This window comes from Mesorhizobium sp. M0185, assembly GCF_040322175.1.
In the GTDB taxonomy this organism is placed as follows: domain Bacteria; phylum Pseudomonadota; class Alphaproteobacteria; order Rhizobiales; family Rhizobiaceae; genus Mesorhizobium.
The window spans coordinates 27,073-47,874 of the sequence record NZ_JAMYSY010000041.1 but is presented as its reverse complement, the minus strand read 5'-3'; the positions used below and the strand labels follow the sequence as shown (position 1 = coordinate 47,874).

Genomic DNA, 20,802 nt, shown 5'->3' with positions numbered 1-20,802 from the left:
TATGAAACATCAAGTTCTGAAATGGCTCACGGGTCTGGCGATAGGATTGGCCAGCCTGACTTCGGGCGCCGTGGACGCCAGCGCGCAGGCGGTTATCAACAAGATCAAGGAACGCGGCTATGTCAGCTGCGGCGCCAGCCAGGGCGTGCCTGGTCTCTCCCGGCCCGACGAGAAGGGGTATTATCGCGGCTTCGATTCCGATATCTGCCGCACTTTCGCGGTCGCCATCCTCGGCGACAAGGAGAAGATCCGTTACGTGCCGCTTAACGCAGGCCAACGTTTTCCTGCGCTGCAGACCGGAGAGATCGACGTTCTGTCGCGCACATCCACCATCACCTACAGTCGCGATACGGTTGTCCGCTTCGTCTGGATCAATCTCTACGACACGGACGGCATGCTCGTGCGCAAGGCCGACAATATTACCGAGCCCAAACTGCTGGACGGAAAGACCGTCTGCCTGCAAGGCGGTGGCAGCCTGACCGAGAAAGCGATCGAGGAAACCGAGGAAGAGTTCGGGATCGCGATGGAGAAAGTCTATTACGACTCGACCATTCAGGCGCGCGACGCCTTCTTTGGCGGCCGCTGCGATTCCTACGTCACCGACGGCACCGCGGCAGCAGGACAGCGTGCCGCGGTGGCCAAGAACCCGGACGACTACGACATCATCAAGGTCGGCAAAGCCGCCGAACCCAATGGCGTCGCGGTCGCCCGCGGCGACGATCAACTCTTCGACGTCGTGCGTTGGACATTGAATGCCCTGTTCTGGGCCGAGGCCAACGGCATCACCTCGCAAAACGTCGATGAAAAGCTTGCCTCGGGCAGTCCGGAAGTCAAACGGGTGCTCGGCGAGGAACCCGGCTTCGGCAAGCCGCTCGGATTGGACGATAAGTGGGCCTACAACGTCATCAAGCAAATGGGCAACTACGCCGAGATCTGGGACCGCAATCTCGGCAAGGACAGCCCGCTAAAGGTCGAACGCGGTCTGAACGCGTTGTGGAAGGACGGCGGCCTCAACTATCCTTTCCCCTGGGATTGAGCCGCATGATGGAGGGAACGGGCCCGGCGCTCCCCTTCCCTGCCAACGCCGCGAACCCTCGAGGTCAACATGCTGAGCGATGCCAAGACCAGATCGATCATCATCCAGTGTGCCCTGGCCGCCGCGGTTGCCGCTTTCGCTGCCCTGCTCGTCAGCACGACTTTCGCCAATCTCAGGGCACGCGGCATCCCGATCGGCTTCGATTTCCTGACGATGCCGTCAAGGATCGTCATCTCGGAAGCAATCCTCACTTACAAGTCGCGGGACCCCTATTACTGGGCGATCGCGACCGGGCTCGCCAATACGGTCTTCGTCTCCGCGGTCATCATCGTCTTTTCATCCGCGCTCGGCCTCGTCGTCGGCATCACCCGGCTGAGCAGCAATCCCCTGGCGGCGGGCACCTGCCGCGTATGGGTGGAGGTTGCACGCAATTCACCGCCGATCGTGCTTCTGATCTTTCTCTATTCGCTGTGGTGGAAGGTGCTGCCGCCGGTCGGCGAAGCGCTCAATCCGCTGCCAGGCGTTTACGCCTCAATGCGCGGCTTTGTGGTGCCGGCCGTCAGCATGGACGTCGCCAACCCGGGATTGCTAGTCATTGCTCTCGCCCTGGCACTGGCGGCTGCCGGCTGGGCGGCGGCGCGACGAGGATGGTTGCCGCCGCTGGCCACGCCGGCGATCCTCACGGTGGGCGTTGCCGGACTATGGCTTGCCGACGCGAAATTCTCCGTCGACTGGCCGACCTTCACCGGGTCGAATTTCAAGGGCGGCAAGGAACTGACGCCCGAACTCAGCACCATCCTCATCGGGCTGACCATCTACACCACCGGCTTCGTCGCCGAGATCGTGCGCGGCGGCGTGCTTTCGGTCGGCCGCGGTCAGTGGGACGCAGGTTATTCGCTCGGCCTGCCGCGCGGCAAAATACTGCGTCTGATCATCATCCCGCAGATGCTGCGGGTGATCGTCCCGCCGCTCAACAGCCAATACATCAACGTCGTCAAGAATTCGACGCTGGCGATCGCGGTCGGCTATCCGGACTTCCTTGCGGTCATGAACACCATCATCAGCAAGTCCAGCCATTCGATCGAGGGCGTCTTCATCATCCTCGGCGTCTATCTCGCCCTCAACCTGAGCCTGTCGAGCGCGGCCAATTGGTACAACCGTCGCATCGCCATCGTGGAGCGCTGAACTATGAAGGCCGTGTCTCTTTCCCTTCCGGCCGAGCCAATGCCAGGACAGATCCGCTTCGGCGCCTTGCGGCGGTCCGCCAAGCTCCTGTTCGGCACGCCGCTCAATGCCGCCCTGACGCTGTTGTTCGGCGTTCTGCTCGTCGCCACGGTACCGCCGATGCTGCGCTGGCTGGTAATCGACGCCGTGCTGTTCGATCCCAATCCAAGCGCCTGCCGGGTGGCCACCGGAGCCTGCTGGAGCTTCATCTACGCCAAGTCCGGGCAGTTGCTGTTCGGCATATATCCGTTCGACGAACGCTGGCGCCCCGCCATCGTCTGCCTGCTCATCCTGGCGCTGCTTGCCTGGTCGGTGCGGCCCGCCAGCTGGGCGCCGCGGCTGGCAGCGCTCTGGATGGCGGCGCTCGTGTTGATCTTCTGGCTGATGGCCGGCGGTTTCGGCCTAGCCGAGGTTCCGACCTCGTCCTGGGGCGGCCTGCCGGTGACGCTCATCCTCACCGTCGTTGCCATCGGCGTCGCCTTCCCCGTCGGCATCCTGTTGGCGCTTGCCAGGCGCTCGACCATGCCCGCGATACGCATCGGCGCCGTGGTCCTGATAGAATCGGTGCGCGGACTGCCGCTCTTGTCCATCCTGTTCGTGGCATCGATCATGATGCCGCTGTTCCTGCCCGAAGCCTTGTTGCCCGACAAGTTCGTGCGTGCGCTGGTCGCCCTCACCATCTTCGCGGCGGCCTATCTCGCCGAGGTGATCCGCGGCGGCCTGCAGGCCATCCCGAATGGCCAACACGAGGCCGCGGCGGCGCTCGGCCTGCCCTTCTGGCGCACGCAATATCTGGTGATCCTGCCGCAGGCGATCCGGGTGGCGATCCCGGCGCTGGCCAACACCATCATCGTCATGATCAAGAACACCAGCCTGGTCCTGGTCGTCGGCCTGTTCGACCTGATCAGCTCCGGTAAGGCGGCGCTGGCAGACCCGGACTGGCCGTCGCCGGCGGCCGAGACGTTCCTGTTCATCGGCGCGATCTTCTTCGCGCTCTCCTTCTCATTCGCCCGCTTCGCCGACTTCCTGGAGCGGCGCGGCCCGACCGCTCACTAGGAAATGCCTTGATGTTATCGTCCGCCCCAACGCGCGTTCCGTCCATGCCCGATCGCAGCGCTCCACCCGCTATCCAAATGACCGGCATGAACAAGTGGTACGGAAACTTCCATGTGCTGAAGAATATCAACCTGACCGTCCATCGCGGCGAGAAGCTGGTGATCTGCGGTCCGTCCGGCTCGGGCAAGTCGACGATGATCCGCTGCATCAACCGGCTGGAGGAGCATCAGCAGGGGCAGATCGTCGTCGAAGGCGTCGAACTCAGCAACGATTTGAAGCAGATCGACGTAATCCGCAGTGACATCGGCATGGTGTTCCAGCACTTCAACCTGTTCCCGCATTTGACCATTCTGGAAAACCTGACACTGGCGCCGATCTGGGTGCGCAGGATCCGGCGCGGGCAAGCCGAGCAGACCGCCATGCACTATCTGGAGCGGGTGAAGATCCCGGACCAGGCGCATAAATATCCCGGCCAGTTGTCCGGCGGTCAGCAGCAGCGCGTCGCCATCGCCCGTGCGCTCTGTATGAGCCCGAAGATCATGCTCTTCGACGAACCGACCTCCGCCCTCGATCCTGAAATGGTCAAGGAAGTGCTCGACACCATGGTCGCGCTGGCCGACGATGGCATGACGATGCTGTGCGTCACGCACGAGATGGGATTTGCCCGCCAGGTCGCCGACCGCGTCGTCTTCATGGACCAGGGCGAGATCGTCGAGATGAACACGCCCTCCGAATTCTTCTCGCATCCGCGTCACCAGCGCAGCAAACTGTTTCTTGCCCAGATCCTGAACTAGCGAACCTCTCCCGCCAGCCCATGCGCCAGCCGGATGGGCAGACGCAAATCAGAAATCCATCCGGGGCCTGGTCAGCGCGCAGCGACCTGCCAGACCGCGACGCCGGCCCACGATCAGGCCGGCGACGCCTTCGATGCTGCGCGAGGTAATGTCGAACAAGCGCGGCCGACTCTCGAAGGAATACACCAGGCGTTCGCGAAACAGGATCGACAGCGCCGCGAGTTCCGGCCATTGGTAGATGTTCGGCCCACAACTTCTGCACGTCGACGATCCGGGCGCCTGGCGGTGGGCGCTCCGGTCCTGTTTCGACGATAATGCGCCGCCGGCCGGCGCAGGCACAGCTGCCACGTATTGCAGCAGACGGCAGAGGACGAGAACGTCGTCCACAACGCAACTCTCGACTCGAAGTCGTAGCTGCATCATATGGCCTGTTCACCAAGCGGGCTTTGGGGGCTAGCACGAAGTCGGGCACCCACTTTGGCACCTCCACTTGCGCGAGCAGTAGTCCGCTTTCCTTCGCAAATGCCATGTGGCAAGACGGATGGATGGCGGCGGACAGCGAACATAAAAGCATCTCTGCGAGAGCGTTGGGCATCGCATTATCAGCTGCTGCCCTCGTGCCGCATTTCACAACCCCAGCCTTTGCCCATGCTTCCGAGCGCGGCTATGTCATGCTCCTGCCGACCGGATATTATGTCGTGGGCGGGGCGGTGGCCGTAGCCGCGAGTTTTCTGGTTCTGGCTGTCCTCCCGCCCAGGCTGCTCGAACGCATTTCGGCATCCCGCCTGCCAATTGGTCAATTCGGCGACGCCGCGCGCATTTGGATCAGCATGCTCGCCTTCGCGGTTCTCGCCATACTCGTGGCGGCGGGAATTCTCGGCAGCCGAGATCCGCTGTCGAATCCACTTCCGCTAACGGTGTGGACGCTGGTCTGGGTCGGACTGACATTGCTTCAGGGCGTATTCGGCAATGTTTGGTCGTGGACAAACCCGTGGTACGGGCCGTGGCGCATTTTCTCCAGCGTCTTCCCGGCATTCCGCGATCGCACAATGCCACAAGGACTGGCTTACTGGCCGGCGTTGATTTTGTTTGCAAGCTTCGCCTGGTTCGAGCTGATCTATCCGGCGCCCGAAGATCCGGCGCGGCTTGCGTTCGCTCTCATGGCCTACTGGCTCTCGACCTTCGTCTGCATGATCATCTTCGGCTACGAAGGCTGGAGCCGGCGCGGCGAGTTTCTGTCCGCGTTCTTCCGCATGGTGTCACGCTTCGCCATCGTCGAAACGACGCCGGACCACCCAAGCGGGGGGCGCGCCCTCTCACTCTGCTGGCCTGGAGCGAAATTGTGGAGCGCGCAAGCCTTACCGGCGAGCGGTATGCTCTTTCTGTTGCTGACGTTGAGCTCGGTGTCCTTCGACGGTCTGTCGAAGACCTTCTCTTGGCTGGGCGCGAATGGTGTCAATCCGCTCGAATTTCCGGGGCGCTCGGCATTAGTCGGAATCAACAGCGCCGGTCTTGTGCTGATGTTTATCGCACTTGTCGCCGTGTTCTTCGCCGCAGTGTTTGTCGGTGAGCGGTTGGCCGGGAGCATCTCTTTCGGAAAAGCGGTCGGGCTCCTTGTCTGGTCGATCGTCCCGATCGCGCTCGCCTATCATTTTTCCCACTATCTGACGGCCCTCCTGGTGAACGGCCAGAATGCGCTCGTCGCTATTTCGGATCCGTTTGATCGGGGATGGAACCTATTCGGCACGGCGCACATGAATGTCGGGGCGGGAGTGATCATGGGCTCCGATGCAGCGTGGATCATCTGGAACTTTCAGGCGGCGGCGATCATCGGCGGCCATATACTTGCCGTTCTGGTCGCGCATGGGCTGGCGTTCCGTTTGCATCCGGCGCGCAGCCGCGCGGCGCTCAGCCAATTTCCGCTGACCGTTTTTATGGTCGGATATACGGTTTTCGGGCTGTGGCTGCTGTCCACGCCGACGGCCGTCTGACGGCCGCAAGCCACGTATCGGAGGCGTTGGTCGACAGACCTCACGGCGGTGTATCGCGACCTCAAGGACATGCGTCGAACAAAGCCGGTGGTTGGTGAATTGGCAACGCCGGCACTGCAACTGACTGCTTCACAGTTCTTCGGCCTGATATCTAAGCCGACGGGACGCCCTCGGTGGCCAGACGCCGGAAGATCTGGTCGACTTGTTGCGGCGGCAATTTGGCGCCGCCGTCGAGCCACCAGATCAGCACCGACAGAAAGGCACCCACGACGAACTGGACGATCAGTTCGTTCGGCACGACATCGGGGAGCTTCCTGTCCTTCTTTGCGGCAAGCTCCGCGCGCACGAGATCGCATAGAATCTCGCGGATGCTGCCGAGCACAATAGTCCCACCGCGGCCCCCGGCCAGAGCTCGGTAGAGATCTATATGTTCACGCGCGTGCTCGAACATACCGAGCACGAACCCCAAGCTGCGATCTTTCAGCTCGCCTGGCGCTGCAAGCGCATGCCGCTGGCGTTCGACCAGCATGGCGCGCAGATGATCGTCCACGCCGCTGCGCTTGAGGTCGTCCTTGCTGGTGAAGTGCGCGTAAAAGGTCGATCGGCCGATGTTTGCCTCATTGCAGATGTCCTCGACGGTAATTGCTTCATATCCCTTTCTCAGGATCAAAGTGATCAGCGCATGGTGAAGAGTCGACCGGGTCCGGGCGACACGGCGGTCTATCGTCTTTTCCGTTACCATGAGCTTTTCCGGTCAGATGGCAGAGGACCGTGCGGTACCGGACATTCTGCCGCGAATGGTCGTTGACGCGTTCCCGGATATCATGTCAGTTTCCGAACATGATGTCCATCAACCGGCGAGAGTGGCCAAGGAGTCTCTGATGAGAAAACATGGGCATAACAACAGCGGAGCCGGCGCGCCCGGCCGCATCATACATTGGGCAGCACGCTACGATCTGATGACTTGGCTGTTCACCTTAGGCCGCGAACGCGCCTTTCGCGAAAAGATCCTCCGGTTGACGCAGCTCGAACCTGGAGAGTCCGTCCTCGATATAGGGTGCGGGACGGGAACGCTCGCTATACTTGCCAAGCAGCAGGTCGGGCCGACGGGCACCGTGCACGGGATCGATGCGTCACCGGAAATGATCACCAGGGCGGGTGCGAAGGCTCGAAGAGTCGGTCTGAAGGTCACCTTTGAAAAGGCCGCCGCCCAGGCATTACCGTTCCGGGATGCCGAATTCGATGTCGTAACGACGACGCTGATGCTCCATCATCTTTCTGCCGATGGACGTAATCAGATGGCTCATGAGATACACAGAGTCCTGAAGCCATCCGGTCGCGTACTCGCCGTCGACTTCGTGCAAGCGCCACAGGATGGAGGCTTCATCGATCGCTTCCACCATCACGGCGTCAGCACAGTCGACGACATCATAACGGAATTCCGGGACTCGGGTCTCAACATCGTCGCTAGCGGCGCGGTTGGCACGAAGAACCTGCAGTTCGTGCTAGCCACGGCGGCCGCCGACGTTGCCCGTATTCGCGATAGGTTTGTCGCTCTCGGCACGGAAGAACCCTCAGGCCCGGCACGGCCTGCAGCCATGAGCCACCTGCACACCATAGGCCTGGTGCTAGGCATCGTCGCGCTGATCGCCATGCACGCAGGCGCGCCCTGGTGGCTATCGTGGCGCGGTCTAAGCGACGCCTCAAATCCGATCTCTTACACAGTGATTGCACTCGTGGCCCTTTTCGTAATCTTCAAGATCGGATTGCTCGGTGGCCTGCATCGGTGGAGCAGAGGCCGCCGCCAGCGTTGAGGCCGCTTGCTATTACGACATCGCGTCTCGCTACGGCTTGTTGGACACGCAGGAGTTCACCTTTCACACCCGGACGCGAATCGCGCGTCCGCTCCGGTCTCCCCGCCTTGCGAGGGTGGTGGTAGGCCAATCTAATCCCGTCGCAGCGAGATCAGACGCTGGCAGACGGCGCTTAACGTTATTCTCGGAAGACCAACTGCCATTCGTTGTCAGATCACCGGGCGGTGATCACTGTAAGCGCGCAGGCATCCCCACGTAGCGTGCAGGCGGTGGATCGCTCATTTTCAGCGTGAATCATGCGGAGAATCCTATGAGCGACAGTATGAGCCATCATCGAACATTCGAGATTTTGACGGCGGAGCCTGTGCCGTCCCGACGCAAGCCACGCCATCGGTCGGACGAAGAGAAGGCACGGCTTGTCGCCGAAGCGTTCTCGCCAGGGGGCAATGTGTCGGCGGTTGCGCGTTCCGAGGGGCTGGACCCCTCGCAGCTCTATGCGTGGCGCCGCAAGGCGCTTTCGTCGGGCATGGTTGCGCCATTGGCGGAGGCAGCGAGCAAGCCGGCGAAGTTCACGCGCTTTGAAGCGGTGGGCAGCGACACGGTGGAAATCGTCATTGGCGATGCAGTGGTGCGCGCCGGCGGCGATGTTGATCCCGATCGCCTGGCGAGGATCATCCGCGCGGTTCGCAAGGCATGATCACTTCCGGTGTGATGGTTTACGTGTCGTGCCAGCCAGTCGACTTCCGCAAGGGCGCGGCATCTTTGATGGCGCTGGTCAGGGATGGCGGCCTGGATCCGTTCTCGGGGGCGCTTCATGTGTTCCGTTCGAAGCGTGCGGACCGGGTTCGCATCGTGTGGTGGGACGGCAGCGGGGTTTGTCTTTATTCGAAGACTCTGGAAGATCACAGCTTCTGCTGGTCTGCGGTATCGGCCGCGCGCATGCGTCTCGACCACGCCCAGTTGATGGCTCTTCTTGCCGGGTTGGACTGGAAGAAGATCCGCCCGGCCAAGGTTAGGCGGCCGTTGTCGCTGGGTTGAAGCATGGCTGCGGCAAGATGAATCATGGTGTTGTAATTGTTGGGAAAGCGGCTGTTTTTGTGCTCTCCTTTCCCGCATGGTTTTGCCTGCTCCCGATCTGCCGGACGACGTCGATACGCTGAAGGCGATGATCCTTTCCATGGCTCGCGAGCAGGCTGCGAGCGAGGCCCGGATCGTAGTCGCCGAAGCTCGGATCGCAGCATCCGAGGCGGAGGTCGCCCGGCTGAAGGCCGTCGAGAGCGCCAACGAGCGGATCGCCAATCTCACGTCGATCCTGAAGGTTTTGCAGCGCACGCAACATGGCACGCGTTCCGAGCGGCTACGCCTGGCCATCGACGACGAGCAGGCCTCCTTTGCCTTCGAAGAGGTCGAGACCGGCCTTTCTGCGATCCGCAGCGAACTCGATCACGCGGTCAAGGGCAAGCCAAAGCGCGCGGCGCGTCCACGCAAGGGTTTTGCAGCTCATCTCGAGCGCATCGAGGAAGTTATCGAGCCGGAAATCCCGGCCGACTGCGAGGGGCTGGAAAAGGTTCTGATCGGCGAGGATCGGTCCGAGCGGCTGGACGTCGTGCCGCCGAAGTTCCGGGTCATCGTCACGCGCCGTCCCAAATACGCTTTCCGGGGCCGCGAGGGCGTGGTCCAGGCTCTGGCGCCGGCGCACATCGTTGAAAGCGGCCTGCCGACGGAGCGGCTGCTCGCCTATATCGCCGTGTCGAAATACGCCGACGGGCCTTCCGCTTTACCGGCAGGAGACGATCTATCTGCGCGATGGCGTTGAAGTCAGCCGGTCGTTGATGGCGCAGTGGATGGGGCATCTGGGCTTCGAGTTGCAGATGCTCGCCGATTACATCCTCGAGCGTGTGAAGGAGGGCGAAAGGGTCTTCGCCGACGAGACGACCTTGCCCACCCTTGCCCCCGGTTCCGGGAAAACCACGAAAGCCTGGCTATGGGCCTACGCACGCGATGATCGACCCTATGGCGGAACCAGTCCGCCAATGGATGCCTATCGTTTTGAAGACAGCAGAGGCGCAGATTGCGTGGCGCGCCACCTCGCCGGGTTCAGCGGTATCCTGCAAGTGGATGGCTACTCGGCCTATACCAACCTGGTCAAGGCACGGGCCAAAGCCGGCAGCAATGAAACAATCCGGCTCGCCGGGTGCTGGGCCCACCTGCGGCGCAAGTTTTACGACCTGCATATCAGTGGGATCTCGCGGGCCGCGACGGCTTCGGTCACAGCCATGAGCAAACTGTGGGAGGTCGAGGACGAGGTCCGCGGCAAGGATGCCGATAGCCGCGCCGCGCTCCGTCAGGAAAAGTCCGTGGCCATTGTCGCGAGCCTCTTCGATCTATGGGAAGCGGAACTGGGGAAGGTCTCCGGAAAATCCAAAACTGCCGAGGCGATCCGCTACGCGCTCACCCGGCGGGAGGCGCTGGAACGCTTTCTGATGGACGGCCGTATCGAAATCGACTCCAATATCGTCGAGCGTGCAATCAGGCCCCAGACGATCACGCGAAAGAATAGTCTATTCGCCGGCAGCCAAGGCGGTGGACGAACCTGGGCGACGGTAGCCACCTTGCTGCAAACCTGCAAAATGAACAGCGTCGATCCGCTCGACTGGCTCTCGCAGACCTTGACCCGCATCGCTCAAGGCTGGCCGGCATCCGAAATCGAAATGCTCATGCCTTGGAACTTTAGGCCTGACGTTATCGGCTGACCGCTTACTGATCACTCTCAGCCAGATGGCAGGCGGCGACGCCGCCATGAGGAACGGGACGCAGTTGGGGCTCGTCCAACCGGCAGATATCCATCGCCACCGGACAGCGCGTGTTGAACCGGCAGCCCGGCGGTGGATTGCTCGGGCTCGGCGGGTCGCCTGCGAGGATGATGCGGCGGCGGTCGGCCTCAATGCGCTTTCCCAGCGATAGAGGGTCGAACGCGGCACTCCGACGGCCCGCGCTGCCTGCCCGGCATCCAGTCCGTCCCGCATCGCGCGCCGCCATCGCGCCACCGCGTCGCGTCTTCTCTCTGCTTCGATAGTTGGGGTCTTCGCGCCGAGAAGCCGCGACGCCCGGCCGGCGTTGCGTATAATATACCGGGCAGGCCAAAAACCTGCATGGGGTTCTCCTATGATTCGAGCTTCGCAACCCGAGTTACGGAGAACCCCTCCTCAACTGCAAGAATCTCATATCTGTCTGAGCGCGGTCACCAGTTTGACCTGCCAACCATGTCTCACGAGCAATGGCAGGCACTTAAGCCAACGCTACAAGAAGCGGAATAATAACCGGCAAGAGGATCCTCCCGGCCCGCCTGAGTAACCAGGGCTGCCGACAGAGCGCTTTCCCACTCACTGCCGGCCCGGTACCGGAAGGAAGGAGCGCAAATCTCTGCTTCGCCACCAGAATGCGCAACGCATCAGGTCCCGCACGGTCAGCTAGATCTGACGTTTAATCATGCGGCCGAGACCCGTTTCGCGAATAGGTCGCCGGCGAACCTGCACGCCGCCTTGTGCATTGAGCTTACTTCTTGCGACACAGGCTCAGCCTCCGCACAAGCTTCCACGGAAAGGGGACACCGCGTCCTGAAGAAACAGCCGGAGGGCGGATTCGTCGGACTTGGGATTTCGCCCGTGATCAACGGAGGGTTGCGCCGACGTTCGGTGGCAGGATCAGCCTCGGGCACAGACGCGAGAAGGAGTTGGGTGTAGGGATGGCTCGGATTCCGGTAGACCTCTTCCGAGCTACCGCTTTCCACCACCTTGCCGAGATACATCACGTAGACCCGGCTCGCCGCCTGCCGGACAAGCGCGAGGTCATGCGCGATGAAGAGGCAGGACACGCCGAGCTTCTCTCTGAGATCGAGGAATAGGTTCATGACCTGCGCCCGTATAGACAAGTCTAGCGCGCTGACCGGTTCGTCGCAGATTAAAACCCGCGGCTCTACGGCTAGCGAGCGCGCGATCGCGATGCGTTGCCTCTGGCCGCCTGAGAGTTCACGGGTGAATCTGTCCCGGACCGTCGTCGCCAGACCGACTTGGTTGAGGAGCTCAGCGATCCTCCCCTCGCGTTCCGTTTGCGAACGCAAACCTGCAATGATGAGGGCTTCGTTTATGGCTTCGCCCACAGTTTGGCGATCATTCAGCGATGCATAGGGGTCCTGGAACACGTACTGAACTGCCCGACGCGCTTCCCGCAGACGGCGTCCACTCAAGGAGCCGAGGTCGACGCCATCAAAAACGACACGTCCGGATTGGGGTTTTTCCAAGCCGACGATCGAACGGCCGAGCGTGGACTTGCCGCAGCCAGACTCCCCCACCAAGCCGACGATCTCGCCTTGATTGAGGTGGATTGAGACGTCGTTTACCGCTTTGATCGTTTGGCCACGTTTGGCACTTGGAAAGCTGGTGACCAGATGCTCGACTTCGAGTACCGCGCTCATTATGCGCACTCCTTCGCCCGAACATTCAGAACGGGACAGGCGGCTGACACACCCGGAACTGCCGTCGGCAAGAACGGCGGTCGCCGCTCGCCGCAGGCATCCACAGCGTATCCGCAGCGGGGCATGAAAGCGCACCCTGTGATCGGCGCGCCAAGGATGGGCGGAACGCCCGGCAATCCACGGAAACGCGATCCGATTGCGTCCTGTTTCCTCGGAATTGCGTCGATGAGGCCCATCGTATAGGGATGCTGCGGCTGGGAGAGTACACGCTCGGTCGGTCCGGTTTCGACGTGGCGCCCCGCGTACATCACCATTACGCGGTCGGCCGCGCCCGCCACGACACCCATGTCATGCGTGATCAAGATCATGGCCATGTCCATTCTGGACTGGATTTCCTTCAGCAGTCGGAGGATTTGCGCCTGGACCGTCACGTCGAGCGCGGTGGTCGGCTCGTCGGCTACGAGAAGTGTCGGCTCGGCGGCAATGGCGATTGCGATCATGACACGCTGTCGGAGACCGCCCGAAAGCTCATGGGGATACTGTTTGAGGCGTATTTCGGGGTCGGACATCCCGACCATCTTGATAAGTTCAAGCGCCCGGGTTTCCGCAGCTCTTGCGGTCATGCCGAGGTGAAGCTCGGCTACTTCGGCTATCTGCCGTCCGACCCGGCGGGCGGGATTGAGCGCGCTCATCGGGTCCTGGAAAATGAAGCCAATGGATTTTCCGCGCAGGCTGCGAAGCGTTTCATGGTCCGATCCGACGAGCTGGCGGCTGTCGAACAAAATGGTGCCCGATATATCCGCCTGGACGCCCACGGGCATCAGGCCGAGAGGCGCAAAGCAGGTGACCGTTTTGCCGCTACCGCTTTCTCCCACAATCGCGAGGGTCTCTCGGCGGCTCAGTTCATAGGCTACTCCGTCGACTGGGCGGACCACGGTATGCGCCGTCAGCAGGTCTATGGTCAGATCTTTGACGCGGAGTATCGGTTCAGAACTCATGGCCGTGCCTCCTTGGCCCAGAATGCGGTTACCCGGCGGCGGGCCGCGAGCATCCGGGAGGTCAGCGGCTTCGGAACTCTGTTGAGGGCGACCGCTTCACCGAGGATGTTGAATCCGATGACAGCTAAAGTCAGGGTCAGTCCCGGCAGGATGACCTGGCGCGGATCGGACTCGAGATATGGAAGCGCGTCGACCAACATCTGTCCCCATTCAGGCGTCGGCGGCTGGATGCCCAGCCCGAGGAAGCTCAACGTTGCGATTGCGAGCGCGACTGCTCCGGCGTCGGCCGTGGCATATACGAGCACCGCCCCGATCGTCGTGGGAAGAAGATGGACAAAGTAAATGCGAACGGGACTTGCGCCCAATACTCTTAGGGCCTCCATGTGGGGCTTGTTCATGGTGTTGACAGCCACGGCCCGGCTAATGCGGGCGCTACCCGGCCACCAGGCGAGCGCGAGCGCGAGGATCATGTTCCAGTAGCTGACTCCGGCAATGCCGATCACCGCAAGTGAGACGATGAGGCTGGGGATTGCCTGGCCGACGTCAACGATGCGCATCAGCAGTTCGTCCGTCCAGCCCCGCCGGTATCCGGCAATCGTGCCGATGGCGATGCCGATGGCGTGCGCGCACACAAGGACGAGACAGACTCCGACCAGCGACGTCCGAGCCGCCACAATCAACCTGCTCAATGTATCGCGCCCGAGATGGTCGACTCCGAAGGGATGGGCGAGCGTCGGGCCCTGGCCAGCGATCAGCAGGTCTTGCGCATTGGGCTCATGTGGCGCGATGTAGGGTGCGAGCAGTCCCAACAGAACGAACGCGCCGATAGTAAATACCGCCGAGCGCGGGAAGGCGCCAATGGCCTTCAGGAGTGGTCTGACTGGCTGCATGTTCAGCTCCTTTGAAGTCTAAGGCGCGGATCGGTCAGCGTAATGCAGATGTCGACCACGACGTTCAGGATGATGAAGAACGTGATGAAGACCAGAAGGCAGGCCTGCACGACCATGAAGTCGCGGAATCTCACCCCGGTCAGGAAGAGGTCGCCGATGCCCTGCCAAGCGAACAGAGGTTCGACAACGACCGCGCCCACGACCATCGTCCCGATCTGCGTTCCCAAGGCGTTCAAGTACGTCGGCGCGATGTTCGGGATCGCGTCGCGAACCAGAATACTCGTCCTTGACAGTCCTTTGCTCATGGCCGTTAGGACATAGGGTTTGGCCATCGCCTCCTCGAAGCCAACTCGGACGACGCGGCTCAGAACTGCTGCGGGAAGAAACCCCAGAGTGAGCCATGGAAGCACCCAACTGACGGGTCCGGCAAACCCGAAGGTCGGAAAGACGTGCCACGTGACCGAAAAGGCGTAGACCAGCAGTGCTCCGACGAAGAAGGACGGAGTCGAAGCGCCCAGAAGAGCGCTCCCTCGGGTGACCACGTCTGGCGCCCTATGTGCCCAGAGCGCGCCTACGAAGCCGACGAACAGGCTCAGCAAGAAAGCCACGACCGCTCCGCCCGCAACGAGGGTGGCGGTCACGGCAAGGCGGCTCTTAAGGGACGCGCCGACCGCCTCGCCCGTCTTGTAGGAAATGCCGAAGTCGCCGTGGATCGCTCCGTTCAGCCAGAAGCCGTAGCGTTCGAGAAGCGGCTTGTTGAGCCCCAATTCCTCCTCGACCTTGGCGATATCGGCTTTGGTGGCCGTCGGCGTCCGCAGCTCGGCGATGAGTATCGCCACGTTGCCCGGAGCGGATACCACGAGCGCGAAGCATAGAACGGACGCCAGAAACAGCAACAAGACTGCGTTGCGGGCCCTTTTAGCGATGAAGGCGAACACGGCCGTATCCTACTCCGCCAGTGTGATATTCTCGTAGGGCATGTCGTACTCGGTCGCGGGGCTCTGGAAGCCCTTCACCCGAGCGGCATGCGCCCATATGCCCGGAACGAAGAGCAGCGGCGCGATGGCGTCGTTGTCGTGCAGCCAGTCATAGACCTTCTGTAGAGCTGCTTCCATCTCGCCTTCGGGCGCGGACATCGCGGCGAGCACCAACGGATCGAGGTGCTCGGGGTCGATGAAGAGCTTGCCGTCCACGCCGTTGTCATAGGTGGATAGGAACAGGCCCACCACAGTCCCGAAAGGTTCGTATGGCGCGCCGAACGTCTGGAAGAAAGCGAGATCGAACTTGCGCTCCGGAATGTCGCTGTGCCGCGACGCATGATCCACCGAGCGGATCGTGAGCGTGACGCCAATCTCCTGGAGCTCGGACTGGATCACTTCCGCGACGGATCGGGACCCCGGTACTTGCTCCTCGCTAACGACCAGTTCAATGGCAAGGTCCTTGCCGTCCTTCTGCCTGACAGGCCCCCCGACCCAGCCTGCCTCCTCGAGCAGCGACTTTGCGGTCTCGGTATCCCGCCTAGGCACATCGAAGCGCTTCCCCGAATACGGAACGGTTTCGGAGAACAGGTTGCCAGTGGAGGTCGCCAGACCGCGGTAAAGCACTTGCGAGATCGCAGCCCGGTCGATGCCGAGGTTGATCGCCTTGCGGACTTTCGGGTCCCTCAGCGCTTCGACGCGGGAAGTGTTGAAGGCCATAATCATTGTGGTGGTGCCGGGATCGATGACGACATCGATGCCCGCTCCCTTCAGCGTCTCTGCTTCCGTTGCGGTCAAAGGCGACACAAACGCTCCGCCGATCAGATCCACGTCGCCCGCGCGCAACGCTGCCATGCGGCCGCGCGAGTCCGGAAGGACTTTTACCTCAAGATATTTGAAAGAGGGCTTGTCACCCCAGTAGGCGTCGAAGCGCTCGAAGGCACTGCCCTCATTCCCGGCAGTCACTTGATGCCACGGTCCCGTGCCGACGGGTGCCTTATAGCTACCATCCCCAGAGACCGACTTGGGGCTGAGGAGCCTGACTGGCCGGACGTAAGCGAACTCCTGGAGCAGGCCGAGGACCGGTTCCTTGAACCGGACGTTGACGTGATCGTCGTCGACGATGTCCGTTCCGGCGTAAAGCCGGGACGAATTCATCCAGTTGTTCGCTTCGAGTCCGATCCACCTCTTCAGGTTCCATTCCACCGCCGCGGCGTCGAACGGAGTGCCGTCGTGGAAAGTCACGCCCTTGCGCAAGGTGAGCTTAAGCAGCCTGCCCCCGTCTTCGACCGACCATTCGGTCGCCAGCCCTGGCTCGATCTTACCGTCATGGCCGTATTTAACCAGCGGCTCGAAAACGAGGTCCTGAACGCCCCACAGGCCGGTGTATTTGTGAGGATTGATATCCCCGGCGGGCTTGGCGATCGCGATGCGAAGCGTGTCCTTAACCTCTGATGCCGCAACGATTGACGGCAGGATGGAGGATAGCGCCGAAACTCCCAGCAGTTTTGAGACGCCCGCCAGGAAGGAGCGCCTGTCTATTCGCATGAATTCGTTGTTGTTGTTCATTGTCATTCCCCTTTTTGTGTTCACTCACAGCATTGATTGCCGGATGTTTTCTTTGCCGAACCGCTCGTCGTCGATCCGTGCTTGGATTTGGGCCAACATTTTCTCGAGATCGGCCATGAGATCGTCGTGCGATTCCAACCCCACGCTGAACCGCAGAAGGAGGTCCTGCCCACTCCAGGCCGTCGCGGAGCGGTTGCTCTTCACGGGCATGGGGGCAACGAGGCTGCGTGTCCCACCCCACGAGGCGCCGATGGCGAACGTCTCTAGCGTATTGAGCGCCTCCGGCACGTGCGGCAGTGCTTCGGGAACCAATTCCACGCTGAACACTCCGCTCGCGCCGAGGAAGTCGCGCTTCCAGAATTCGTGCCCGGGAGAAGACGGCAGGGCGGGGTAGAGCACACGCTCGACGGCTGGGTGGCCGCGGAACCAGTTGATCATCGCCGTCGCGCCGTCGTGCGCGTGTTTCATTCGCACGCCAAGAGTCTCCATGCCCCGCAACACCAAAGAGGCGTCGTCGGGGGAAACACCGATCCCGGCGCGCCCCATAGTCGCCTTGAGCGCGTTGAAAAGCTGCTCGGAAGCCACCGTGATCGATCCCATCAGCACGTCGGAATGGCCCGAGATATATTTGGTGAGCGCTTCGGTCACGATGTCGGCCCCATGTACGAGGGGCTTGAAGTTAAGAGGGGTCGCCCAGGTGTTGTCGAATCCGACGAGCGCGCCGTGCCGATGCGCGATCTCGGCAATCCGCGGCAGATCCTGGACTTCCATGGTCGTCGAACCGGGGGACTCGCACCACACCAGTTTCGTGTTCCCGTTGATCCGACGTTCGAGCCCCTCGGGCGAAGTGGGATCGTAGTACTCCGCTCGGACGCCAAACCTTGCCAGATCGGTGTTCACAAAATCACGGACCGGGGGATAGGCCGTGTCCGCCACCAGTACCTTGTCTCCGGCATTGAGGACGGCGAGCATTGCGATTGCGTTTGCGGCCTGGCCCGATGGCGCGAGAAGCGTCCGGTGACCCTGCTCGAGCTGAGTGATCTTTTGCTCCAGTGTACGCGTCGTCGGGGTGCCGTAGAGGCCGTAGGAATAGCCGTCAGGCCCTCGCTGGCCGCGAGTGGCGTAGGCTGCGGCATCCGCGAATACGATCGTCGAAGCCCGATGGACGGCTGCACCCAGAGCCTCGAAGCCGTCTGTTTTGACTTTGGGGGTCACAACGCATTGGGTGAGATCGTTCATGCTTGCTCCTCATGTGTTGGAGACAGTTACAGCATGACAAAACCTATTCCGTCCAATATCAAGATCGGGATGTGCTATTCTCTCAGGTTATAGGTGCGCCATGAATCTTCGCCAGATCGAGGTCTTCCACGCCGTGATGACGATTGGAACCGCCTCACGCGCCGCGGAGATACTACGCATCTCACAACCTGCGGTGAGCAAGGCCGTCCAAGAACTGGAGCGCGACATCGGTTTCGCGCTCTTCCACCGCATCAAAGGACGGATGTCGCCGACGGCAGAAGGCAACCTGTTTTTCAGGGAAGTGGAGACCTCATTCTCCGGCCTCATCCATTTGAAAGGGGCCGCGGCGCGGATTCGCGACTTCGGTTCGGGGGAAATCCGGATCGCAAGTCTCTCCGCATTAAGTACGAATGTAATGCCAAAGGCATTAAAGGCATTTCAACACCGTCACCCTGACGTTGCGATCACCTTTCAGGCAAGGCTATCCTCGGAAGTCAAAGAACTCGTCGCCTCCGGCCAGTTCGACGTCGGCCTGGCGGCGGACGAGATCGATCTTGCGGGCGTCGAAGCCCACCCATTCCGGAACTACCGGGTCGCGATCGCCATGCCCAAGGGCCATCCGCTAGAGGGGAGGGAAGTGATCCGTCCCGCCGATCTCCATGGGCAGGCCTTCATCGCGTTGGCTCCGGAGGACACTACGAGACGGGAAGCAGAGGCCATCTTCGCTGATCACGGCATCAAGCCCAAAGTGGTTCTAGAAACCCCCTATTCCACCACCATCTGCTCGATGGTCAATGCGGGGCTTGGATGCGGAATGGTCAATCCTTTGACTGCCCTTCCCTATCTCAACGGAAACCTCAGTCTCCGTCCATTTCTGCCGGGAATCTCCTTCCGAACCCTTCTGTTGTTGCCACCCAACCGGCGTCCATCGAGAGTAGTTAGCGACTTTATCGAGCAGCTGATGCGTATCGCATTGGAAATTGATGGGGCTGTCCAAACTTGACTTCACTTTCGTGAACGTCGGCTTCTGGGCCCCATGCCGTCACCCGCCAGGCCGCAATTAGGATAGCGCGCCTCGCTCAGCCGCAGCAGCGAAATTGGAACTGGGAGTTCGATGAGTGTGGGGAAGGCGGTAGCGCTCTCCCGCTACCATCACTGCAGCGTTAGGCGCTGTTCCTGGTTTACGATTTGGCAGGTTGAGAAGCTCCGCTAGCGCACCGCGAACTTTCAGCTCAACCTGTCCCCTACCCTCCGTCGGAATGATCTCGATCGCCGTGACCAGTGAGCGGATGATCCTCGCCGCCTCGTGCCGCTCACACTCATCGGATTGCAACGCGTCCTGGAGCTCGGATACTTGCCGACGGTAAACCGTCACCGCTGCCGGATGAAACTCCACAATGCTTTCCGCGGCCGCCATCGCCTGAAGCTCTCGGGCTAGATTCTCCTTTTCGCGCTCGAGGTCCAGCAGCTTCGATTTCATGCTGATCGTCGCGACACCGTCAGCGATAGCATCGACGATGTTAGCGATCTGCCTGTCGATGCCGGCATGCCGCCTTTCGACTTCCCTTTGCCGTTCGCGGTTCATGGCGTTCAGTCGCTTATGCTCAGCATGATATTCAGCAAGGAAGCCCGCAATGGCATCTGGCGCCAGCAAGCGCCGCTGGATGCCTGCAAGCACACGCTTCTCAAGCTCGCCAACACGGATCGTCCTGTTATTGGTACAAGTGCCTTTCTCACGGTGCGCGGCACAAGCAAGCTGGTCTCTATTCTTCACCGTATAGGAAGCGCCACAGCAGCCGCACCGCACAAGCCCCGAGAACATGTGCTTCGGCCGTCGGCGGTGATGGAGTTTCATGCCTCCATAAAGCTTCTTGCGGGCTTGCACCGCATCCCACAGCTCATCGTCGATGATACGCAGATGCGGCACTTCAACGACCTGCCAGGTTTCCGGCAGATTCGGCCGCGAGATGCGCTTTCCAGTCTCGGGATCCTTGCGCATTTGGAGACGATTAAAGACGAGCAGCCCGATATAGGCTTCGTTGTAGAGAAAGCCGCTTCTCCGCTTGAGATTGCCATTGATGGTCGAGGCGCCCCACGCACCCCCAAAGGGTGATGGGATACCTTCCTTGTTGAGCCCTGCAGCTATCGCACGCGCCGATTGACCAGCCGCGAACTCCCGAAAAATCCGGCGCACGACCTCGGCTTGATCCTCATCGATCTCGCGTAAACCGCGAATCGGTTCGCCGCGTTCATCGAGCTTTTTGACCACGCGATAGCCATAGGAGAGACCGCCGGCGTTGTAGCCGTTCAATATGCGGCCGCTTTGGCCCCGCCTGATTTTGGCGGCAAGATCGCGCAGGAACAACGCGTTCATCGTTCCTTTCAGGCCCACGTGCAGTTCGTCTACGGCGCCCTCAGAGAGAGTGACGATCCTGACACCGGCAAAGCGCAGCCGCTTGAAGAGGCCGGCTACGTCTTCCTGGTCGCGTGACAGGCGATCGAGTGCCTCGGCTAGAACGATCTCGAATTGCCCGCTTTGAGCATCGGCGAGAAGCCGCTGGACGTCTGGTCGACGGATGATGCTTGCACCGGATACGGCGGCGTCCGCATAGGTTCCCACGACAGTCCACTTCTCCCTGGCCGCGTGCTCTCGGCAAAGCCGCAGCTGATCCTCGATAGACGCTTCGCGCTGGTTGTCGGATGAGTAACGAGCGTACAGCGCGACACGGGTCATGGACCA

19 protein-coding genes and 1 pseudogene are annotated in these 20,802 nt (G+C 61.3%); 10 read left to right on the top strand and 10 right to left on the bottom strand.

The window, feature by feature from the left end:
• The first annotated feature begins 1 nt into the window (after position 1).
• The 4 genes from NKJ20_RS25745 to NKJ20_RS25730 all read left to right on the top strand — a co-directional run bounded on the left by NKJ20_RS25745 (position 2) and on the right by NKJ20_RS25730 (position 4,110).
• Positions 2-1,036 carry a transporter substrate-binding domain-containing protein gene (locus tag NKJ20_RS25745; protein WP_352747940.1) on the top strand — a complete coding sequence of 345 codons (1,035 nt, stop codon included), beginning with the start codon at positions 2-4 and terminating at the stop codon, positions 1,034-1,036.
• Positions 1,037-1,105: 69 nt separating this feature from the next.
• On the top strand, positions 1,106-2,221 hold the full coding sequence (locus tag NKJ20_RS25740; RefSeq protein WP_352747938.1) for an ABC transporter permease subunit: 1,116 nt from the start codon (positions 1,106-1,108) through the stop codon (positions 2,219-2,221).
• Between the two features lie 39 nt (positions 2,222-2,260).
• Positions 2,261-3,316, top strand: a complete 1,056-nt coding sequence (locus NKJ20_RS25735) for an amino acid ABC transporter permease (RefSeq protein ID WP_352747935.1) — start codon at positions 2,261-2,263, stop codon at positions 3,314-3,316.
• A gap of 44 nt (positions 3,317-3,360) precedes the next feature.
• Entirely contained in the window at positions 3,361-4,110 is a 750-nt protein-coding gene (locus tag NKJ20_RS25730) for an amino acid ABC transporter ATP-binding protein (protein WP_352747949.1), read from the top strand.
• A gap of 48 nt (positions 4,111-4,158) precedes the next feature.
• Here the strand turns inward: NKJ20_RS25730 and NKJ20_RS25725 are convergent, their stop codons facing one another.
• Positions 4,159-4,497 carry a hypothetical protein gene (locus NKJ20_RS25725; protein ID WP_352747933.1) on the bottom strand — a complete coding sequence of 113 codons (339 nt, stop codon included), beginning with the start codon at positions 4,495-4,497 and terminating at the stop codon, positions 4,159-4,161.
• A gap of 158 nt (positions 4,498-4,655) precedes the next feature.
• Here NKJ20_RS25725 and NKJ20_RS25720 point away from each other — a divergent pair, with 158 nt between their 5' ends.
• Positions 4,656-6,101 (top strand): hypothetical protein, encoded by a 1,446-nt coding sequence (locus NKJ20_RS25720; protein ID WP_352747931.1) that lies wholly within the window; start codon positions 4,656-4,658, stop codon positions 6,099-6,101.
• Positions 6,102-6,252: 151 nt separating this feature from the next.
• Here NKJ20_RS25720 and NKJ20_RS25715 read toward each other — a convergent pair whose 3' ends face one another.
• Positions 6,253-6,843, bottom strand: a complete 591-nt coding sequence (locus tag NKJ20_RS25715) for a TetR/AcrR family transcriptional regulator (RefSeq protein ID WP_352747929.1) — start codon at positions 6,841-6,843, stop codon at positions 6,253-6,255.
• Between the two features lie 16 nt (positions 6,844-6,859).
• On the opposite strand from NKJ20_RS25715, the gene NKJ20_RS25710 reads away from it, so the two are divergent.
• The 4 genes and pseudogenes from NKJ20_RS25710 to tnpC all read left to right on the top strand — a co-directional run bounded on the left by NKJ20_RS25710 (position 6,860) and on the right by tnpC (position 10,668).
• Positions 6,860-7,915, top strand: coding sequence for a methyltransferase domain-containing protein (locus NKJ20_RS25710; protein WP_352466287.1), 1,056 nt, complete (start codon positions 6,860-6,862; stop codon positions 7,913-7,915).
• Positions 7,916-8,225: 310 nt separating this feature from the next.
• The gene (locus tag NKJ20_RS25705) at positions 8,226-8,612 is read left to right on the top strand and encodes a transposase (protein ID WP_352516394.1); all 387 of its coding nucleotides are present in this window, start codon (positions 8,226-8,228) and stop codon (positions 8,610-8,612) included.
• A complete protein-coding gene (gene tnpB / locus NKJ20_RS25700) occupies positions 8,609-8,953 on the top strand; it encodes an IS66 family insertion sequence element accessory protein TnpB (RefSeq protein WP_352747927.1) in 345 nt (114 codons plus the stop codon). The genes NKJ20_RS25705 and tnpB overlap by 4 nt, the downstream gene beginning before the upstream one ends.
• A gap of 76 nt (positions 8,954-9,029) precedes the next feature.
• Positions 9,030-10,668 (top strand): annotated as a pseudogene (gene tnpC, locus NKJ20_RS25695) (IS66 family transposase).
• A 4-nt stretch (positions 10,669-10,672) separates the two neighbouring features.
• Here the strand turns inward: tnpC and NKJ20_RS34190 are convergent.
• The 7 genes from NKJ20_RS34190 to NKJ20_RS25660 all read right to left on the bottom strand — a co-directional run bounded on the left by NKJ20_RS34190 (position 10,673) and on the right by NKJ20_RS25660 (position 18,062).
• Complete coding sequence (locus tag NKJ20_RS34190) at positions 10,673-10,954, bottom strand: oligopeptide/dipeptide ABC transporter ATP-binding protein (RefSeq protein ID WP_502902830.1); 282 nt, start codon at positions 10,952-10,954, stop codon at positions 10,673-10,675.
• Between the two features lie 448 nt (positions 10,955-11,402).
• Positions 11,403-12,389, bottom strand: coding sequence for an ABC transporter ATP-binding protein (locus tag NKJ20_RS25685; RefSeq protein WP_352747924.1), 987 nt, complete (start codon positions 12,387-12,389; stop codon positions 11,403-11,405).
• Positions 12,389-13,387, bottom strand: coding sequence for an ABC transporter ATP-binding protein (locus NKJ20_RS25680; RefSeq protein ID WP_352747923.1), 999 nt, complete (start codon positions 13,385-13,387; stop codon positions 12,389-12,391). Before NKJ20_RS25680 ends, NKJ20_RS25685 begins: the two co-directional genes overlap by 1 nt.
• Entirely contained in the window at positions 13,384-14,277 is an 894-nt protein-coding gene (locus tag NKJ20_RS25675; RefSeq protein ID WP_352747921.1) for an ABC transporter permease, read from the bottom strand. The genes NKJ20_RS25680 and NKJ20_RS25675 overlap by 4 nt, the downstream gene beginning before the upstream one ends.
• A gap of 2 nt (positions 14,278-14,279) precedes the next feature.
• Positions 14,280-15,215, bottom strand: a complete 936-nt coding sequence (locus NKJ20_RS25670) for an ABC transporter permease (RefSeq protein WP_023680718.1) — start codon at positions 15,213-15,215, stop codon at positions 14,280-14,282.
• Positions 15,216-15,224: 9 nt separating this feature from the next.
• Positions 15,225-16,823 (bottom strand): ABC transporter substrate-binding protein, encoded by a 1,599-nt coding sequence (locus NKJ20_RS25665; RefSeq protein ID WP_352747919.1) that lies wholly within the window; start codon positions 16,821-16,823, stop codon positions 15,225-15,227.
• A gap of 24 nt (positions 16,824-16,847) precedes the next feature.
• A complete protein-coding gene (locus tag NKJ20_RS25660; RefSeq protein ID WP_352747916.1) occupies positions 16,848-18,062 on the bottom strand; it encodes a trans-sulfuration enzyme family protein in 1,215 nt (404 codons plus the stop codon).
• A gap of 100 nt (positions 18,063-18,162) precedes the next feature.
• Here NKJ20_RS25660 and NKJ20_RS25655 point away from each other — a divergent pair, with 100 nt between their 5' ends.
• The gene (locus NKJ20_RS25655; protein WP_023680715.1) at positions 18,163-19,065 is read left to right on the top strand and encodes a LysR substrate-binding domain-containing protein; all 903 of its coding nucleotides are present in this window, start codon (positions 18,163-18,165) and stop codon (positions 19,063-19,065) included.
• Positions 19,066-19,122: 57 nt separating this feature from the next.
• Here NKJ20_RS25655 and NKJ20_RS25650 read toward each other — a convergent pair whose 3' ends face one another.
• The gene (locus NKJ20_RS25650) at positions 19,123-20,796 is read right to left on the bottom strand and encodes a recombinase family protein (protein WP_352747913.1); all 1,674 of its coding nucleotides are present in this window, start codon (positions 20,794-20,796) and stop codon (positions 19,123-19,125) included.
• Positions 20,797-20,802: the final 6 nt, after the last annotated feature.